This window comes from Nocardia sp. NBC_01503 (assembly GCF_036327755.1).
Lineage (GTDB): Bacteria > Actinomycetota > Actinomycetes > Mycobacteriales > Mycobacteriaceae > Nocardia.
Window position 1 is genome coordinate 4,021,724 of record NZ_CP109596.1, and the last position, 16,138, is coordinate 4,037,861.

The window sequence follows — 16,138 nt, forward strand, 5'->3', positions numbered from 1 at the left end:
CGGGGTCGGTGTGGCGCGCCGGGATGACCGGGCGGGTGTGGCGCGCCGGCTGATCAGGACGGGAGCCCACCTGTGAGCGCGGAGTCGTTGCACGAGTCGGCGGTGGAATTGCTCGAAACCTGGGCTCCGGCAACGGGTCCCGAGCAGTCGCTGCGTGAGGCGATGCTGGCGTTTCTGGGGTCCGCGCCGCGTGGATGCCTGCGCGAGCATGCGGCGGGGCATATCACCGCCTCGGCGATCGTGCTCTCGCATGACGAATCGCGGGTGCTGCTGACGCTGCACCCGCGCGTGGGTCGCTGGATTCAGCTCGGCGGGCACTGCGAGGAGTCCGACGATACGGTCGCGGCCGCCGCGTTCCGGGAGGCCACCGAGGAGTCCGGGATCGCGGGGCTGACCCTGGAGCCAGGTCTGTACGGAGCGCAGGCCCATCCGATCAAGTGCTCGCTGGGCGTGCCCACCCGGCACCTGGATCTGCTGTTCAAGATCAAGGCGCCGGAAGGCGCTGTCCCCGTGCGCAGTTCGGAATCCACCGATCTGCGCTGGTGGCCGGTGGATGCGCTGCCCGCCGATGCGGACGTGCTGCTGTACTGACCGGTGAGCGGGGCACCGGCCGTCGTCACATTGATTCCGGCCGGGCCAGCGCCTAGAGTCCGAAACCGTAAGACGTTCTCAGGGCGGGGTGGAAATCCCCACCGGCGGTCATGGCGTCCGGCCTATCCGGCACGCATGAGCCCGCGAGCGCCGCGCCATCCTCGGATGGTGCGGGTCAGCAGATCCCGGTGTGATTCCGGAGCCGACGGTCACAGTCCGGATGAAAGAGAACGCGACGGTTCGCACCTGTCCGCGCTCGCGGCTGGGCGTGTTCGCGTCGTCATGCCCTGGGTGACAACGCGAACAGGAGATACTCATGTCACCCATCACCGAGTCCCGTCGGATCGCCGTCATCGCCGCGCGCTGGCATGCGGAGATCGTGGACAATGCCGTCGAGGCCGCCCGTGCGGGTCTGGCCGAACGCGGATACCCCGAGGTCGATGTGATCGAGGTGCCCGGCGCGTTCGAAATCCCTTTGCAGGCACAGCGTTTGGCCAAGAGCGGTCGTTATGCCGCGGTCGCCGCGTGCGCGCTGGTCGTCGACGGTGGTATCTACCGGCACGATTTCGTGGCCGCCACCGTGGTCGAGGCGCTCATGCGGGTCCAGTTGGACACCGATGTGCCGGTCTTCTCGGCGGTGCTCACCCCGCATCATTTCCATGAGCACGAGGAGCATCTGACCTACTACTCGCGGCACTTCACCGTGAAGGGTGGCGAATTGGCCAAGGCCATCGCCGCCACCCTCGCCCTGGATACCGTTCCGGTCGGCTGAGACGACGCAGTCCCGCACCCTCGAGATCGCGGAGGCGAGGGTGCGGGACTGCTGCGCTGCGGCGGTACGGCATTGCGCCGCAGCGATTCTGGTTCCGGCGGTGATCGCGGGCAGCTACGCCGGAACCGGGCTCTTCTCCATCGGGACGGCCTCGGGGTGATCGTCGACCATGGTGGTTTCGTCGAACGGCAACTGCCGGTCCAGGACCGCCCGCACCCGGGCGGGTTCGATGGTTCCGGTCCAGGTGCCGATGAGGACGGTGGCGACCGCGTTACCCGAGAAGTTGGTCACCGCACGGGCTTCGGACATGAACCGGTCGATACCGACGATCAGGCCGACACCGTCCAGCAGTTCGGGGCGATGGCTCTGCAAACCGCCGGCCAGGGTGGCCAGACCCGCGCCGGTGACACCGGCCGCGCCCTTGGAGGCCACGATCATGAAGATCAGCAGGCCGAGCTGTTCGGTCCAGGACAGCGGCTTGTGCATGGCATCGGCGACGAAGAGCGTGGCCATGGTCAGGTAGATGGCGGTGCCGTCCAGATTGAACGAATACCCGGTCGGCACAACGACACCCACGGTGGAGCGCTCCACGCCCAGATGTTCCATCTTGGCGATCAAGCGCGGTAGCGCCGACTCCGAGGAGGAGGTGGCCACGATCAGCAGGTATTCCCGCGCCAGGTACCGCACCAGTTTGAAGATCGATACCCCGGAGACCGCGCGCAGCAGTGTGCCCAGAATGCCGAAGACGAAAACCACGCAGGTGAGATAGAACGCCACCATGAGCAGCGCCAACTCCTTCACCGCGTCGAGTCCGGTGCGCGCCACCACATTCGCGATCGCGCCGAACGCGCCGATCGGCGCCAGCCACAGAATCATGGTGAGAATTCGGAACACCAGCTTCTGCACCAGTCCGATACCGCGCAGCAGCGGTTCGCCGGTCGCGCCCATGGCCTGGATGCCGAAGCCGACCAGCAGTGCCACGAACAGCGTCTGCAGCACCTTGCCGGTGGTCAGTGACGAGACCAGCGTGGTGGGCACGATGTCCCTGAGGAAGTCCCAGGTGCCGCCCGCGCCCTGTGCGTCCTTCACGTACTTGGCGGTCTCCTTGGCGTGCCCGGCGATATCGAGCCCACTGCCCGGATGCAGCAGATTGCCGACCACCAGACCGATCGCCAGGGCCACCGTCGACATGATCAGGAAGTAGGCCAGCGCCATTCCGCCGACCTTGCCGACCTTCGCCGCGGCCCGCACCGAACCGATACCCAGCACGATGGTGCAGAAGATGACCGGCGAGATCATCATCTTGATCAGGTTCACGAACAGGGTGCCGAGCTCACCCACCTGTTTGCCGAACCCCGGTGCCAGCCAGCCGACCAGAATGCCCGCCAGTACGGCGGCGATGACGGCCAAGTACAGCCAATGCGTGCGGTCGCGCCGGTGGGCGGTCGGTGTCGTGGTACTCATGCGTTGGTCCGGTCCTTACGTCTTCCATTGGTGTGAGCCCGCTCACCCCACTGTGTGAAGAATGATGTCCTGGAGCAGTGACGCCGGTCACTGTTTCGTAAGTTTTGTTCACGGAGGTGCGGTGATCGGTCGGAGAACGGACCCGGGTGTGCCCAGACGCGGGCGCACCGTCGCGGGGCAGGCGTTCGTGGTGCAGTTGGTGGTGCTGGCCGTGGTCATCTGCGTCGGTACGGCGCTGGTGGTGCTGCAGACGCGGCATGCGCAGGATGCCGCCACCCGCGCGCGGGTCACCGACATCGCGGTGGCGGTCGCGCGGGCTCCCTCGACGCTCGCGGCGGTGCGGAGCCCGGATCCGACGGCTCTGCTGCAACCGGTCACCGAGGCCATTCGCACGCAGACCGAGGTCGACTTCATCGTGGTGATGGCACCGGATCGCACCCGGTACACCCATACCGATCCCCAGCGCATCGGAAAACCGTTCAGCGGCAATATCGAACGGGCGCTGGCGGGGGAGACCTTCACCGAAACCTTCACCGGCACTCTGGGTCCGTCGATTCGATCGGTCACTCCGGTGCGCGATGCGGACGGCCGGATCGTCGCGCTGGTCTCGGCGGGCGTGACCCGCACCCATATCGGCGCACAGGTCACCGAGCAGCTGCCGATGATTCTCATCGCGGCCGCCTCCGGTCTGGTGCTGGCGACCCTGGGCGCACTGCTGTTGCGGCGCAGGCTGTTACGCCAGACCGTCGGACTCGCACCCGCGGAACTGCGCGCCCTGTACGACCATCACGACGCGGTGCTGCATTCGGTGCACGAGGGTCTGCTGGTCTTCGACAAGGCCGGTGAGCGGGCCGAGGTGGTGAACGATCAGGCGCGGCGGCTGCTCGAACTTCCGGACGGACCGGTTGGTCGTACCGACCTGCCCATCTCATTGCAACGCTTGGGATCCGGTGTGGTGCGCGATGAAATGCATGTCACCGCCGACCGCGTCCTGGTGGTGAATCAGGATGTGGTCGAGTACAGCGGACGCCGAGTGGGCACCGTGCTCACTCTCCGCGACCACACCGAATTGCGGGATGTACTGGGTGAATTGAACTCGGTCCGCGGTTTCGCCGACGCGCTGCGCGCGCAGGCGCACGAGGCGGCCAATCGGCTGCACGCGGTCGTCACCATGGTCGAACTGGGCCGCCACCGCGAGGCCGTCGCCTTCGCCACCGCGGAACTCGAACTCTCCCAGGCGCTCATCGACCGGCTGACCGGTTCGGTCGCCGAACCCGCCGTGGTGGCACTGCTGCTGGGCAAGGTCGAACAGGCCGCCGAGTACGGGGTGGAGCTGACCATCACCGGTGACACCCTGCTGGACTCCACCGAACCGCTCACCGCGCACGAAATGGTCACGCTGCTCGGCAATCTCGTCGACAACGCCCTGGACGCGGTAGGTCGCGATGAGGACGCCTGGGTGGAGGTGACCGTGCGCCGGGACGAGACCGAATTGTATGTCCGGGTTGCCGACAGCGGACCCGGTATGTCCGAGGAGCTGTTCAGCCGCGCCACCGAGCGTGGCTACTCCACGAAAACCGACCACCACGGTTTGGGATTGGCGCTGGTCCGCCGTCTGGTGGCTCGGCACGATGGCGAACTCAACGCCGGGCGTGAGCCGGAATCCGCTGTCGTGGTGCGGTTTTCGCTACCCGAGGCGGCCGCCGAGGAGACGGAGACCGGCGATGCCTAAGGGATGCGCATGATCAGAGTGCTTATCGTGGAGGATGATCCGGCTATCGCGCGGGCGCATCGCTCCTATGTCGAACGCCTGCCCGGATTCGAGGTCGTCGCCGTCGCGCATACCGGACGCGATGCCATCGCCGCCGCCGGAAGGTCACAGCGCGGTGACAATTCGATAGACCTCGTCCTGATGGATATCGGTTTACCGGATATGAGCGGTCTGGCCGTCGCGGCGGCTCTGGCGGGGCTCCGGCCGCGCCCGGACGTCATCGCCGTCACCTCCGCGCGCGATCTCGCCATGGTGCGCGCGGCCGTCGCACACGGGGTGGTGCTGTATCTGTTGAAGCCCTTCACCTTTTCGGCATTCCGCGAGAAGCTCGAGCGCTATCTCGAGTATCGGGCGGCACTGCCCGCGGGGGAGGCGGCGCTCTCGCAGCAGGACATCGACCGAGCCTTCGGGGTACTGCGCACGCCGGATCAGCGAGCCACCTCGCCGAAAGGCATTGCGCCGCAGACGATGGAGGAGGTCTCGCGGGCGGTGCGCGCGTCGCCCGAAGGGGTGTCGGCGGGCGAGGCCGGGCGAGTCGTCGGCGTTTCGCGGGTTACCGCGTGGCGATACCTGGAACGTCTGGCCGAAGACGGCGTGGTGGAACGCCGGACGGACTACGGTCGCACGGGGCGGCCACAGGTTCGCTACGTGTGGTTGCATTGAGCTCCGATTCACCACCGGTTTGCCTGTGATGTGCGGTGACTGCCATCACATGGTCAGTTGCCCGGGTGGCGATTCATCTCGGTGTAACAGTTGCCACCTTTGGCCGCGGATCGGTGTTGTAACGGGGATAGAGTCTGTACATATCTACCTGCGAAGTTCTGAGGTATCTAATTAGCGGGGCAAACGTGCAAATGGTCGGCAAACGGTCGGGTTCGCCGGATCCCAAACGACACCTGTGGGTGTTGGGGCTCATAGCTCCTGCGAGTGCTTTGTTGCCCTCACAGCTGGTGCTGCACACCAAGGCCGAGGTGTTCTGGTGGATCGGACCCATCATTGTTCTGATTGTCATACCCGTACTGGACTGGGTCGTCGGGGAAGACGGCAGCAATCCGCGCGATGAGGACTACGAGCTACTCAGCAACGACCGGTACTACCGGTGGTGCACCTACATGTTCCTGCCCGTCCAGTTGATCGGCCTACTCATCGCGGCCGTCATGTGGGCGGGTGACGACCTGTCGGTCATCGACAAACTAGGGCTCGCGGCCACCCTCGGCTTCGTCAGCGGTATCGGCATCAACGCCGCGCACGAACTCGGGCACCGGGTGGAGCGGATGGAGCGCTGGCTGTCGAAAATCGCACTGGCGCAGTCGGGTTACGGGCATTTCTTCGTGGAGCACAACCGCGGCCATCACGTGCGCGTCGCCACCCCGGAGGATCCCGCGAGTGCGCGCATGGGCGAGACGCTGTGGGGGTTCCTGCCACGCAGCGTGATCGGCGGATTCCGCTCCGCCATCAAGCTGGAGCGGGCGCGACTGCGGCGAAAAGGGCACGGCTGGTGGAGCATTCACAACCATGTGCTGCAGGCGTGGAGCATGACGGTGGTGCTGTTCGGCGCGCTGCTGGGCGGATTCGGGCTGCGCATCCTGCCGTACCTGCTGCTGCAGGCGGTGATCGGCATCGCGCTGCTGGAGACCGTGAACTATGTCGAGCACTACGGGTTGCTGCGGCGACGGCGACCCAATGGCAATTGGGCGCGGTGCTCACCGCGTGACAGCTGGAACAGCGACCGCTTGGTCACCAATATCTTCCTGTTCCATCTGCAGCGGCACAGCGATCACCACGCGAATCCGGGACGGCGGTACCAGACTCTGCGTACCTCCGAGGAGGCGCCGCAGCTTCCGGCCGGATACGCCACCATGATCCTGCTGGCCCTGTTCCCGCCGCTATGGCGCTACGTCATGGATACGCGACTCCTCGCCCATTACGGCGGGGACATCTCGCGAGCCAACATCCAACCCCGCAAACGCGAGCGACTCCTCGCCCAGCACGGTGACGGTATGGCGGCGGCGGCCTGATCTGATTCGTCCGGGCAAACGGCAGGGTCCCACCCTTCGAGGGCGGGACCCTGCCGTCGTGTGTCGCCCACCCCGGGCACCGACTAGCCTTGCCAGGGGAAGCAGGCCGACCAGGAGAGGCAGATGACGACCGCAGTGAGCAGCATGATGACCGCCGACGTCCGCAACGGGATCGATTTCAAGGTGGCGGATCTGTCACTGGCCGAGTTCGGCCGCAAGGAGATTCGGCTCGCCGAGCACGAGATGCCGGGTTTGATGGCCCTGCGCCGCGAGTACCACGATGTGCAGCCGCTGCGTGGCGCGCGCGTCTCGGGCTCGCTGCATATGACCGTGCAGACCGCCGTCCTGATCGAGACCCTCGTCGCGCTCGGCGCGGAGGTCCGCTGGGCGTCCTGCAATATCTTCTCCACCCAGGATCACGCCGCCGCCGCGATCGTGGTGGGCCCCAACGGCACCGAGGAGGAGCCCAAGGGCGTCCCGGTGTTCGCGTGGAAGGGCGAGACCCTCGAGGAGTACTGGTGGGCCGCCGAGCAGATGCTCACCTGGCCGGGCGAGCCCGCGAACATGATCCTGGACGACGGCGGTGACGCGACCATGCTGGTGCTGCGCGGCGCCCAGTTCGAGAAGTCCGGTGTGGTTCCGCCCGAGGACGAGACGCATTCGGACGAGTACAAGGTGTTCCTGAACCTGTTGCGCGCGAGCCTGGAAGCCGATAAGGGCAAGTGGGGCAAGATCGCCGAGAGCGTCAAGGGTGTCACCGAGGAGACCACCACCGGTGTGCTGCGGCTGTACCAGTTCGCCGCCGCGGGTGAGCTGACCTTCCCCGCGATCAATGTCAACGACTCGGTCACCAAGAGCAAGTTCGACAACAAGTACGGCACCCGCCACTCGCTGGTGGACGGCATCAACCGTGGTACCGATGTGCTCATCGGTGGCAAGAAGGTGCTGATCTGCGGTTACGGCGACGTCGGCAAGGGCTGCGCCGAATCGCTCAAGGGCCAGGGCGCGCGCATCCAGGTCACCGAGATCGACCCGATCAACGCGCTGCAGGCCCTGATGGACGGTTTCGACGTCGTGACGGTCGAGCAGGCCATCGCCGATGCCGACATCGTGGTCACCTCGACCGGCAACAAGGACATCATCACCCTCGATCACATGAAGGCGATGAAGGGCCAGGCCATCCTGGGCAATATCGGCCACTTCGACAATGAGATCGATATGGCCGCCCTGGAGCGTTCGGGCGCTGCGCGCCTGAACATCAAGCCCCAGGTCGACCTGTGGACGTTCCCGGACACCGGCCGCGCCATCATCGTCCTGTCCGAAGGCCGCCTGCTGAACCTCGGCAACGCGACGGGCCACCCCTCCTTCGTCATGTCGAACTCGTTCTCCAACCAGGTGATCGCCCAGATCGAACTCTGGACCAAGCCCGACGAGTACGACAACGAGGTCTACCGCCTTCCCAAGCACCTGGACGAGAAGGTCGCCAAGATCCACGTCGAGGCCCTGGGCGGCACCCTCACCAAGCTCACCAAGGACCAGGCCGAGTACATCGGTGTGGACGTGGAAGGCCCGTACAAGCCCGAGCACTACCGCTACTGAGCCGAACACGCTGTAGCACAACCTGATCGGGCCGGTCGCCTACGCGACCGGCCCGATCGTCGTTTCTGTCCCGCGCGCCTTTGGTTTCGCGGCCATGCCCGGTCGCGGCTCATCCGCGACCGCAATTCCGGTCTGATTCCAGGGCTGCGGGCTGATTGGACAGGCTGCTCGAACCCGGCCAAGATCGGTGCGGGTTGGAGTTGTTCCTGGAGGGGGAAGACCGCTTATGCAGCAGGGATTTTCGGGTCACGGGCAACCGTATCCGCAACAATCGCAGGCGTTTTCGCCGCAGGCTTACGGTATGCAGCCGGGTTACGCGCTCGACGCCCTGTGCAAGATTCGGAACGCCGCCACGAACGCGGTCGTCGACGCGCTCGACAACGACAGAGGCGATCGGATCGCCTATCCCGAAGATTCTTTCGGCGGTGTCGATCCGTGCACCCGGCTCGAGACCGCAGAACGTGGTCGAAAGGGGAGTGTCCGGCGAATCTGGTCTCGACTGTCGTGGGATTACCCGCCGGCTTGGTTGGATGATCCTGGCGTGTAAGCGAGACTTGCGGCGGGGATGCGGAACGGAAATGGCAGGTGGTATGCCAGATCGCCCGCACCTTCCCATGACGCCACCGGTTCGTAGTGGTACGGCCGGAGCGGTGTCACCCCGGCGGGGCGGTGTTCGGACGCCGGCAGCAGCGCGTTGATTCGCACGCGGACGGACTCCTTGCTCGGCTCGACCTCCCAGTACCAGGGGATCCCGGCCTCGGCGTACCGCTGGGTCTTGCGTGCCATGTCCAATACCGAATTGGATGGGGACAGGACTTCACCCGCGATGACCACGGATGCCGCCGGGACGTCGTCCTCGTCGGTCGGCAGACAGCGATAGAGGATGAAGTCCGGTTTGAGGAAGTCGTCCTTGCCTGTGAAGAAGATCGGCTGCTCGCTGTCGGCCTCGTAGCATTGCCCCGGTGAGCCGCCGGAAATTTCCGACCACGCGGTCTCGAGTGCGTTGCGGAAGCGCACTGCCGCCCGCTGGTTACGGCGCGGACCGGTCCGCGCCCAGATAACTCGACCGTGCTCGAGGCCCTCGACCAGTTGCGCCAGCTCCTCCGGGAGCGCGACGAACTCTTCCCAGGTGAGCCGTTCCGGGAGTCGGCTGTGGTCGATCGACGGGTCGGTCACGCTTCGAGGCTACAGATCGACGGCTCGTCTCGCGCATGCGAAACGGCCACCGGTCGCTTGGGCGAGCGGTGGCCGTTTCTGTGGTCGAGAGGCAGCCTCGACTACAGGCAGATGTCCAGGATCGGGACCCACTTGCCGCCCTTGAGGGTGCAGATGGCGGCGTTGATCAGTTCGCTTGCGCTGGAGCCGGTGCCGCCGACATTGCTCGAACCCGAACCGCCGGAGCCGGAGTCGGCCGAACCGGTGGGGGAGGAGGTGGCTACCGGGTCGAGGGTGACCGGGGCCGCGGCGGCGGTGCCGGCGGTGGCGATGGCCGCGGCGATCGCGAACGCGCCGACGGCGGCACGCGGGAGGTGGTGCGCAAGACGGGAATTCATCAGGTGTGCTCCTTGCAGGGGGAACCAGTGCGTCGCACCCTACAAGAGATGAATCGCGTTCGTTTCAGTTTTGCTCACTTGTGGAAGGACGGGGGCGGCAGGTAGCCCTTTTCCTTCATTGCCTCGCGCGCTCGGTTCGGGTAGTCGGTGATGAGGCCGTCGACGCCCTGGTCCAGCACCAGGGCGATGGTCTGCTTGTCGTTGACCGTCCAGGGGATGACCTTCAGGCCCAGGGCGTGCGCGCGGGCCACATATGCCTCGGTGGTGGTGAGTGTGAAGTTGGGGTCGCCGACCTTGGCTTCGCTGTCCCAGGGGTTCACGTAGGCGGGGGAGGAGATGTCCGCGCCGAGGGCTTTGATCGCCGCCAAGGGGTCATCGGGGTGGTCGGCGTAGCGGATGGGGCTGAGCCACATGCTGTCCGGTTTGAAGGTGGTGTCGTCGTAGAGGGCGACCGTGGGTATTGCGGGGTTCTCGGCCTTCACCAAGGGCAGGCTGCGCCAGTCGAAACTTTGGATCTCGACTTTCGAGGTGGCTCCGGCGGTGCTGATCGCACCGAGGATGACATCCACGAATTCGGCTGGGGTGGCGGATTGTTCGGGATGCTCGGCCTCGAGCTTGGTTTCGATGTTGTACCGCAGCGCGTCGAACGCGCCGGGGTAGCTCCGCACCAGATCGAAGACCTCGGGCAGGCGGGCGATCCGATTGCCCGGCAGCTCCTGCGCCTCCGGGAAACCCGCGAGCTTGCTACCGCAGTCGAGGGTGTCGATCTGCGCGGAGGTGAGGTCGTGCACGAGTTTTCCGACATACGGATACTGCGGATCGTCGATGAAGGCGGGCGCGGTATCGGAGCACTTCTCCGGCAGGATCTTCGGATCGTGCCACACCAGCGGGACCTTGTCCTCGGTCAGCACGATATCGAGTTCGAGCGTGCCGACACCCAGTTCGATGGCCTTGGCGAAACCGGGCAGCGACTCCTCGATGGTCATACCGCGCCCGCCGCGATGCGCCTGTAGATCGAAGACGCGCTGCGGATCGGCGTGCGTGCCGGAGTTCGCCGAGGTGGAGCCGGAATCGTCCGAGCCCGCGCAGGCGGTCAATCCGGCGGCGGCAACGGCCACTCCGAAGACCGCAAAAGCGCGCTTGAGCTGGGATGACTTAACATTTCCGAAAGTCATGGCCGGACTATAGCGACATTCGAGCGGTTACCACGGGAGCCCGCACCCGGGTGCATTCGGTACGCTCGCGGCCATGGGTGTGCTGGTTCCGGTGGAAGGGCTCGACGGCGCGGGTAAACGCACGCTGACCGATGCCGTCATCAAGGATCTGCGCGCCCGCGGTCTACGCGTGGCGACACTGGCGTTTCCGCGGTACGGAGTCTCGGTATACGCCGATCTCGCGGCGGAGGCGCTGCGCGGCCGGCACGGTGATCTCGCCGATTCGGTGAACGCCATGGCATTGCTGTTCGCCCGCGATCGCGCCGACGCGCGCGCGGAACTCTCGAAATTGCTGGCGGACAATGACATTGTGCTGTTGGATCGCTACGTGGCCTCCAATGCCGCCTATTCGGCGGCCCGGTTGAAAGAGGACGCCGACGGCGAAATCGTGGCCTGGGTAGCCGAATTGGAGTTTGCGAGGTTTGCCCTGCCTGTCCCGGATGTCCAGATCCTTCTGGATGTCCCGGTCGAAATCGCCGAGGAACGCGCCCGAACGCGCGGCGCGCAGGACGCGACGCGCGCACTCGACGCGTACGAAAAAGATGGTGGGCTGCAACGGCGCACCGGAACCGTCTACCGTGAGCTAGCCGAAACCAACTGGCACGGAACGTGGTGGGTGCATCGGAGCGGTGACGATCCGGCAACACTTGCCGCGCGGCTCGCGGAAATCGTTGGCGGATAGGGTTGGATGTGCGCCGACAGGTCACGAGTGTAGGCGTGGCGGCCTGATTGGAGCCGGAGAGGTGACAACATAGTCTTATGAAGCCCAAGATTCTGGTCGTCGACGACGATATGGCTCTCGCTGAGATGCTCACGATCGTCTTGCGGGGTGAGGGATTCGACCCTCACGTCGTCGGTGACGGCACGCAGGCGCTGACCGCGGTCCGGGAGCTGCGCCCGGATCTCGTGTTGCTGGATCTCATGCTGCCCGGCATGAACGGTATCGATGTATGCCGGGTGCTGCGAGCCGATTCGGGAGTGCCCATCGTGATGCTGACGGCGAAGACCGATACGGTCGACGTCGTCCTGGGGTTGGAGTCTGGCGCCGACGATTACATCGTCAAGCCGTTCAAGCCGAAAGAACTCGTTGCTCGCGTGCGAGCCCGCCTGCGCCGCACCGAGGAAGAGCCACAGGAACTGCTGTCCATCGCGGACATCGTCATCGACGTGCCGGCGCACAAGGTGACCCGCGGCGGTGCGCAGATCTCGCTCACTCCACTGGAATTCGATCTACTGGTGGCGCTCGCTCGTAAGCCCCGCCAGGTGTTCACCCGTGAGGTACTGCTCGAACAGGTCTGGGGTTACCGGCACGCCGCCGATACTCGCCTGGTCAATGTGCACGTCCAGCGGTTGCGCGCCAAGGTGGAGAAGGATCCCGAGAATCCGGAGATCGTACTGACCGTGCGCGGGGTGGGTTACAAGGCCGGACCGCCGTGATCGCTGGCTCCAGAAACCGCGTTCAGCGGTGGCTGGCGGTAGTGGTGGCCTGGTTCCGCACCGTAGGTGAGCGACTGGGCCACGTCTGGCGTGGTTCCCTGCAACTGCGCGTTGTCGTGTCCACCCTCACCCTGTCACTGATCGTGATCACGATTCTCGGAGTCGTGCTCACCTCGCAGATCACCGACAGGCTGTTGGACGCGAAGATCAATGCGGCCGTCGAGGAGATGAGCCGCGCCCGGAACACGGTGCAGGCCACCCTCACCGGCGTGCACGACTCCAGCACCCAGCTGGCCCGATTGGAGGATGCCCGCCGCGCCCTGGCCGGGGGCGGCGGCTCCCAATCCGGCGGTGCGGCAGGCAGTTACGACTCCGCGCTGGCCATGGTCGGCGACAGTCAATCCGAGCTGTCCGCCGGGCCGATCCAGGAGATCCCGCCCGAGCTACGGCATTTCGTGCAGGAGCGCCAGGTCAGCTACCAGTTCGCGACGGTCTCCGATCCGGACGGCTATCGCGGCTCGGCGCTGGTCATCGGCAGCCCCGCCGCCGATATCCCCACGCTGGAGATCTATCTGATCTTCCCGCTCACCAATGAGAAACGCTCGCTCGATCTCATGCGCGGCACCATGCTCATCGGCGGCATCGTGCTGCTGGTGCTGCTCGCCGCCATCACCGCGCTGGTGACGCGACAGGTGGTGCTGCCCATTCGATCCGCCGCCCGGATCGCCTCCCGCTTCGCCGACGGACGCCTGAAAGAGCGAATGCTCGTCAGAGGGGAGGACGACATGGCCAGGCTGGCCATGTCGTTCAATGAGATGGCCGAAAGCCTCTCCAACCAGATCACCCAACTCGAGGAGTTCGGAAACCTACAGCGGCGCTTCACCTCCGACGTCAGCCATGAGCTACGCACACCATTGACCACCGTCCGCATGGCCGCCGATCTCATCCACGGCTCCAGCGACGACCTCGATCCCGCCCTCGCGCGCTCGGCCGAACTGCTTGTGAACGAACTGGATCGGTTCGAGGGCCTGCTCAACGACCTGCTCGAGATCAGCCGGCACGACGCGGGTGTGGCCGAGCTGCAAGTGGAATCGCTCGATGTGCGCATGTGCGCGCGGGCCGCGGTCTCCACCGTGCGGCATCTGGCCAAGGAATCCGGTGTCGAACTCGTCGTCGACATGCCCGAGGAACCCCTTGTGGCGGAGGTCGATCCGCGCCGCGTGGAGCGGGTACTGCGCAATCTGCTCGCCAACGCCATCGACCACAGCGAGGGCAAACCCGTCCTCATGCGCATGCGCGGTGACAGCGATGCCAATGCCGTCGCCATCGTGGTGCGCGATCAGGGCGTCGGCCTGCGACCCGGCGAGGAGAAACTGGTCTTCAACCGCTTCTGGCGCTCGGACCCCTCACGCATGCGGCGTTCCGGCGGAACCGGTTTGGGCCTGTCCATCAGTGTCGAGGACGCCAACCTGCACGAGGGCAAACTCGAGGCCTGGGGTGAGATCGGCGTCGGCGCGAGCTTCCGCCTCACCCTGCCGCTGGTGCGCAGTAAGAAGCTCGGCGTCAGCCCGCTGCCACTGGAACCGGCCAAGAGCCGCAGCGGCATCACCCCCGAACAAATCGCCCTCGATATCGGCACCGTCGACGCGACCGACCACACCGACTCCACCCCAACCGAATTCGAGCTGGCCGCCGCCGACCCCATCGACCCGGCCACCGGCGAACCCTACGAACTCGCCACCGCCGAACCCTATGAACAACCGGTGGCGAGCCCGACCGCCGAACTCGAAACCGCCCCCGCCGCATCGGAATCCGAAAACGGCGACGGCGCGCAGACCGTGTTACCGCTCCCATCCGGCAGAACACCGCCGGACAGTCCCGATGACACCGTGCTCGCCGACCAAGGGGACGGAAAGCCATGAGAATGGGTAAGCCGCGCCTCGCGAGGGCGCTCGTGGTTGTCGCATGCCTGATGGGCCTCACCGCGTGCGCGAACCTACCCGACTCCTCGGCTCCGCAGGCGCTGGGCACATTGGACCGGCAACCCACCAGTGCCGGTCCGACACCGCCCATTTCGGGGCGTGAACCCGATCAGCTGCTGCGCGACTTCCTCCAGGCCACCGCCGACCCCACCAATCGGCATCAGGCGGCCCGGCAATTCCTCTCGCCCGCGGCCGACGTGCGCTGGGACGACGCCGCCGGAACCACCATCGTGGACCGCCCCGACACCCTGCGCGAATCCCGCACCGCGGACTCGGCCACCTATGTGATCCGCGCCCGCAAGATCGGCGAACTCGCCGCCGACGGCGCCTACCGCGCCACCGACGGCACCCTGGAGAACAAGGTCGAGATGGTGAAGGTCGACGGCGAATGGCGGGTGGACGAACTACCGCCCGGCGTCATCATCGAACAGACCGCCTTCGCCAAGTCCTACAAGCGGTACTCGCTGTTCTTCCCGAACCTCTCCGGTATGGCCATGGTTCCGGACCTGCGCTGGGTCTCCGCGCGCAAGGACCAACTGCCGCAACGACTCCTGGACCTGCTCGCCGAGGGCTCACAGCAGGCGCTGGCACCGGCCGTGCGCAATCCGCTCTCCGGTGGGGTGACCCTGCGCGGCCCCATCACCAAGGCCAATGGTGAGACCGACAATGTCGGCGTCGGCTCGGGCGGGGTGCAGATCGACTTCGCCGGCGCCGCCGGGCTCGACCCGAAGGCCAAGGAGCTCTTGGCAACCCAGGTCGTACTCACTCTCGCGGGCGCCGAGGTGCTCGGACCGTACCTGCTGCTCGCCGACGGCAAACCCCTCGACGACCGCTACGCCGCCACCGGCTGGAACCGCGCCGACGTGGAGACCATGAGCCCGGACGCCATCGCGCACAACCGCGCCGGACTGCACGCCGTCCGCGACGGCTCCCTGGTCGCGGTCACCGATAACGGCATCACCGCCGCGCCCGGCTTCTTCGGCAGCACGCACACCCTGCAATCGGTGGCGCTCTCCCCGGACGGGCAACTCGTCGCCGCCGTCGCCAATTCCGGCCGCCCCGAACCGGAACCGGGCCGCACCCTGATCATCGGCACCTACGACGGACAGGGCTTCCCGGTCGCCACCGGTGGCACCTTCACCCGCCCGTCCTGGCCGTCCGACGGCACCTCCGCGTGGGCCGTCGTGGACGGCGACCGGGTGATCCGCGCCGTACACGATCGCAGCACCGGCAATGTCTCGATACAGGACGTCGACATCACCGAATTGACCGCGGCGGCCGCCAATTCCAACACCCCGCGCGGACCCATCACCGAATTGCGCATCTCGCCCTCGGGCGCTCGCGCGGCCCTGATCGCCAACGGCAAGGTGTACGTCGCGGTGGTCACGCCGCAGTCCGGCGGCAAGTTCGCGCTCACCTCACCCCTGCCGCTGGCGGTCGGTCTGAGCACCAACGCCGTCTCGGTGGACTGGCAGACGGACGAGCGTGTCATTGTCACGCGAGAAGGCAATGTGGACCCCGTTGCGGGGGTCCTGGTGGACGGCTCCGGGTTTCAACCGCAGACCACCCAGAACCTCACCCCGCCGGTGCGCGTCGCCAGCGTCTCGCCCGACCACGAATACGTCGCGGACTCACGCGCCGTGCTGGAGCTGACCCGCAATCCCGAAGGCGGCGAATACTACTGGCGCGAAGTTCCGGGACTCGGCGGCAATGCGGTCCCGGTGGTTCCCGGCTAGG

At 66.2% G+C, this 16,138-nt stretch carries 14 protein-coding genes and 1 riboswitch; of the genes, 10 read left to right on the plus strand and 4 right to left on the minus strand.

Annotation, left to right across the window (positions count from 1 at the left end):
• Nucleotides 1–72: 72 nt before the first annotated feature.
• On the plus strand, nt 73–591 hold the full coding sequence (locus OHB26_RS18065) for an NUDIX hydrolase (protein WP_330185316.1): 519 nt from the start codon (nt 73–75) through the stop codon (nt 589–591).
• A gap of 70 nt (nt 592–661) precedes the next feature.
• Nucleotides 662–827: riboswitch (FMN riboswitch) on the plus strand.
• Between the two features lie 80 nt (nt 828–907).
• Nucleotides 908–1,363 (plus strand): 6,7-dimethyl-8-ribityllumazine synthase, encoded by a 456-nt coding sequence (locus OHB26_RS18070; protein WP_330185317.1) that lies wholly within the window; start codon nt 908–910, stop codon nt 1,361–1,363.
• Nucleotides 1,364–1,477: 114 nt separating this feature from the next.
• Here the strand turns inward: OHB26_RS18070 and OHB26_RS18075 are convergent, their stop codons facing one another.
• Entirely contained in the window at nt 1,478–2,827 is a 1,350-nt protein-coding gene (locus OHB26_RS18075) for a cation:dicarboxylate symporter family transporter (protein WP_330185318.1), read from the minus strand.
• 64 nt (nt 2,828–2,891) lie between these two features.
• Between OHB26_RS18075 and OHB26_RS18080 the strand changes: the two genes are divergently transcribed.
• The 4 genes from OHB26_RS18080 to ahcY all read left to right on the plus strand — a co-directional run bounded on the left by OHB26_RS18080 (nt 2,892) and on the right by ahcY (nt 8,215).
• Nucleotides 2,892–4,559, plus strand: a complete 1,668-nt coding sequence (locus OHB26_RS18080) for a sensor histidine kinase (RefSeq protein ID WP_442943023.1) — start codon at nt 2,892–2,894, stop codon at nt 4,557–4,559.
• Between the two features lie 9 nt (nt 4,560–4,568).
• Nucleotides 4,569–5,261, plus strand: a complete 693-nt coding sequence (locus tag OHB26_RS18085; protein ID WP_330185320.1) for a response regulator — start codon at nt 4,569–4,571, stop codon at nt 5,259–5,261.
• A gap of 191 nt (nt 5,262–5,452) precedes the next feature.
• Nucleotides 5,453–6,616 (plus strand): alkane 1-monooxygenase, encoded by a 1,164-nt coding sequence (locus OHB26_RS18090; RefSeq protein WP_330185321.1) that lies wholly within the window; start codon nt 5,453–5,455, stop codon nt 6,614–6,616.
• Between the two features lie 123 nt (nt 6,617–6,739).
• Nucleotides 6,740–8,215 carry an adenosylhomocysteinase gene (ahcY, locus tag OHB26_RS18095; RefSeq protein WP_330185322.1) on the plus strand — a complete coding sequence of 492 codons (1,476 nt, stop codon included), beginning with the start codon at nt 6,740–6,742 and terminating at the stop codon, nt 8,213–8,215.
• A 510-nt stretch (nt 8,216–8,725) separates the two neighbouring features.
• Here the strand turns inward: ahcY and OHB26_RS18100 are convergent.
• The 3 genes from OHB26_RS18100 to OHB26_RS18110 form a co-directional block, all read right to left on the minus strand.
• Nucleotides 8,726–9,391 carry a Uma2 family endonuclease gene (locus tag OHB26_RS18100; RefSeq protein WP_330185323.1) on the minus strand — a complete coding sequence of 222 codons (666 nt, stop codon included), beginning with the start codon at nt 9,389–9,391 and terminating at the stop codon, nt 8,726–8,728.
• A gap of 101 nt (nt 9,392–9,492) precedes the next feature.
• Entirely contained in the window at nt 9,493–9,768 is a 276-nt protein-coding gene (locus OHB26_RS18105) for a hypothetical protein (RefSeq protein WP_330185324.1), read from the minus strand.
• A 74-nt stretch (nt 9,769–9,842) separates the two neighbouring features.
• On the minus strand, nt 9,843–10,943 hold the full coding sequence (locus OHB26_RS18110) for a glycerophosphodiester phosphodiesterase (protein WP_330185325.1): 1,101 nt from the start codon (nt 10,941–10,943) through the stop codon (nt 9,843–9,845).
• 73 nt (nt 10,944–11,016) lie between these two features.
• On the opposite strand from OHB26_RS18110, the gene OHB26_RS18115 reads away from it, so the two are divergent.
• The 4 genes from OHB26_RS18115 (at nt 11,017) to lpqB (ending at nt 16,137) form a co-directional block, all read left to right on the plus strand.
• Nucleotides 11,017–11,664 carry a dTMP kinase gene (locus tag OHB26_RS18115; RefSeq protein WP_330185326.1) on the plus strand — a complete coding sequence of 216 codons (648 nt, stop codon included), beginning with the start codon at nt 11,017–11,019 and terminating at the stop codon, nt 11,662–11,664.
• A gap of 77 nt (nt 11,665–11,741) precedes the next feature.
• Nucleotides 11,742–12,419 (plus strand): MtrAB system response regulator MtrA, encoded by a 678-nt coding sequence (gene mtrA, locus OHB26_RS18120; protein ID WP_033090495.1) that lies wholly within the window; start codon nt 11,742–11,744, stop codon nt 12,417–12,419.
• Between the two features lie 44 nt (nt 12,420–12,463).
• Complete coding sequence (gene mtrB, locus OHB26_RS18125; protein ID WP_330185690.1) at nt 12,464–14,341, plus strand: MtrAB system histidine kinase MtrB; 1,878 nt, start codon at nt 12,464–12,466, stop codon at nt 14,339–14,341.
• A gap of 2 nt (nt 14,342–14,343) precedes the next feature.
• The gene (lpqB, locus tag OHB26_RS18130) at nt 14,344–16,137 is read left to right on the plus strand and encodes an MtrAB system accessory lipoprotein LpqB (RefSeq protein WP_442943024.1); all 1,794 of its coding nucleotides are present in this window, start codon (nt 14,344–14,346) and stop codon (nt 16,135–16,137) included.
• Nucleotide 16,138: the final 1 nt, after the last annotated feature.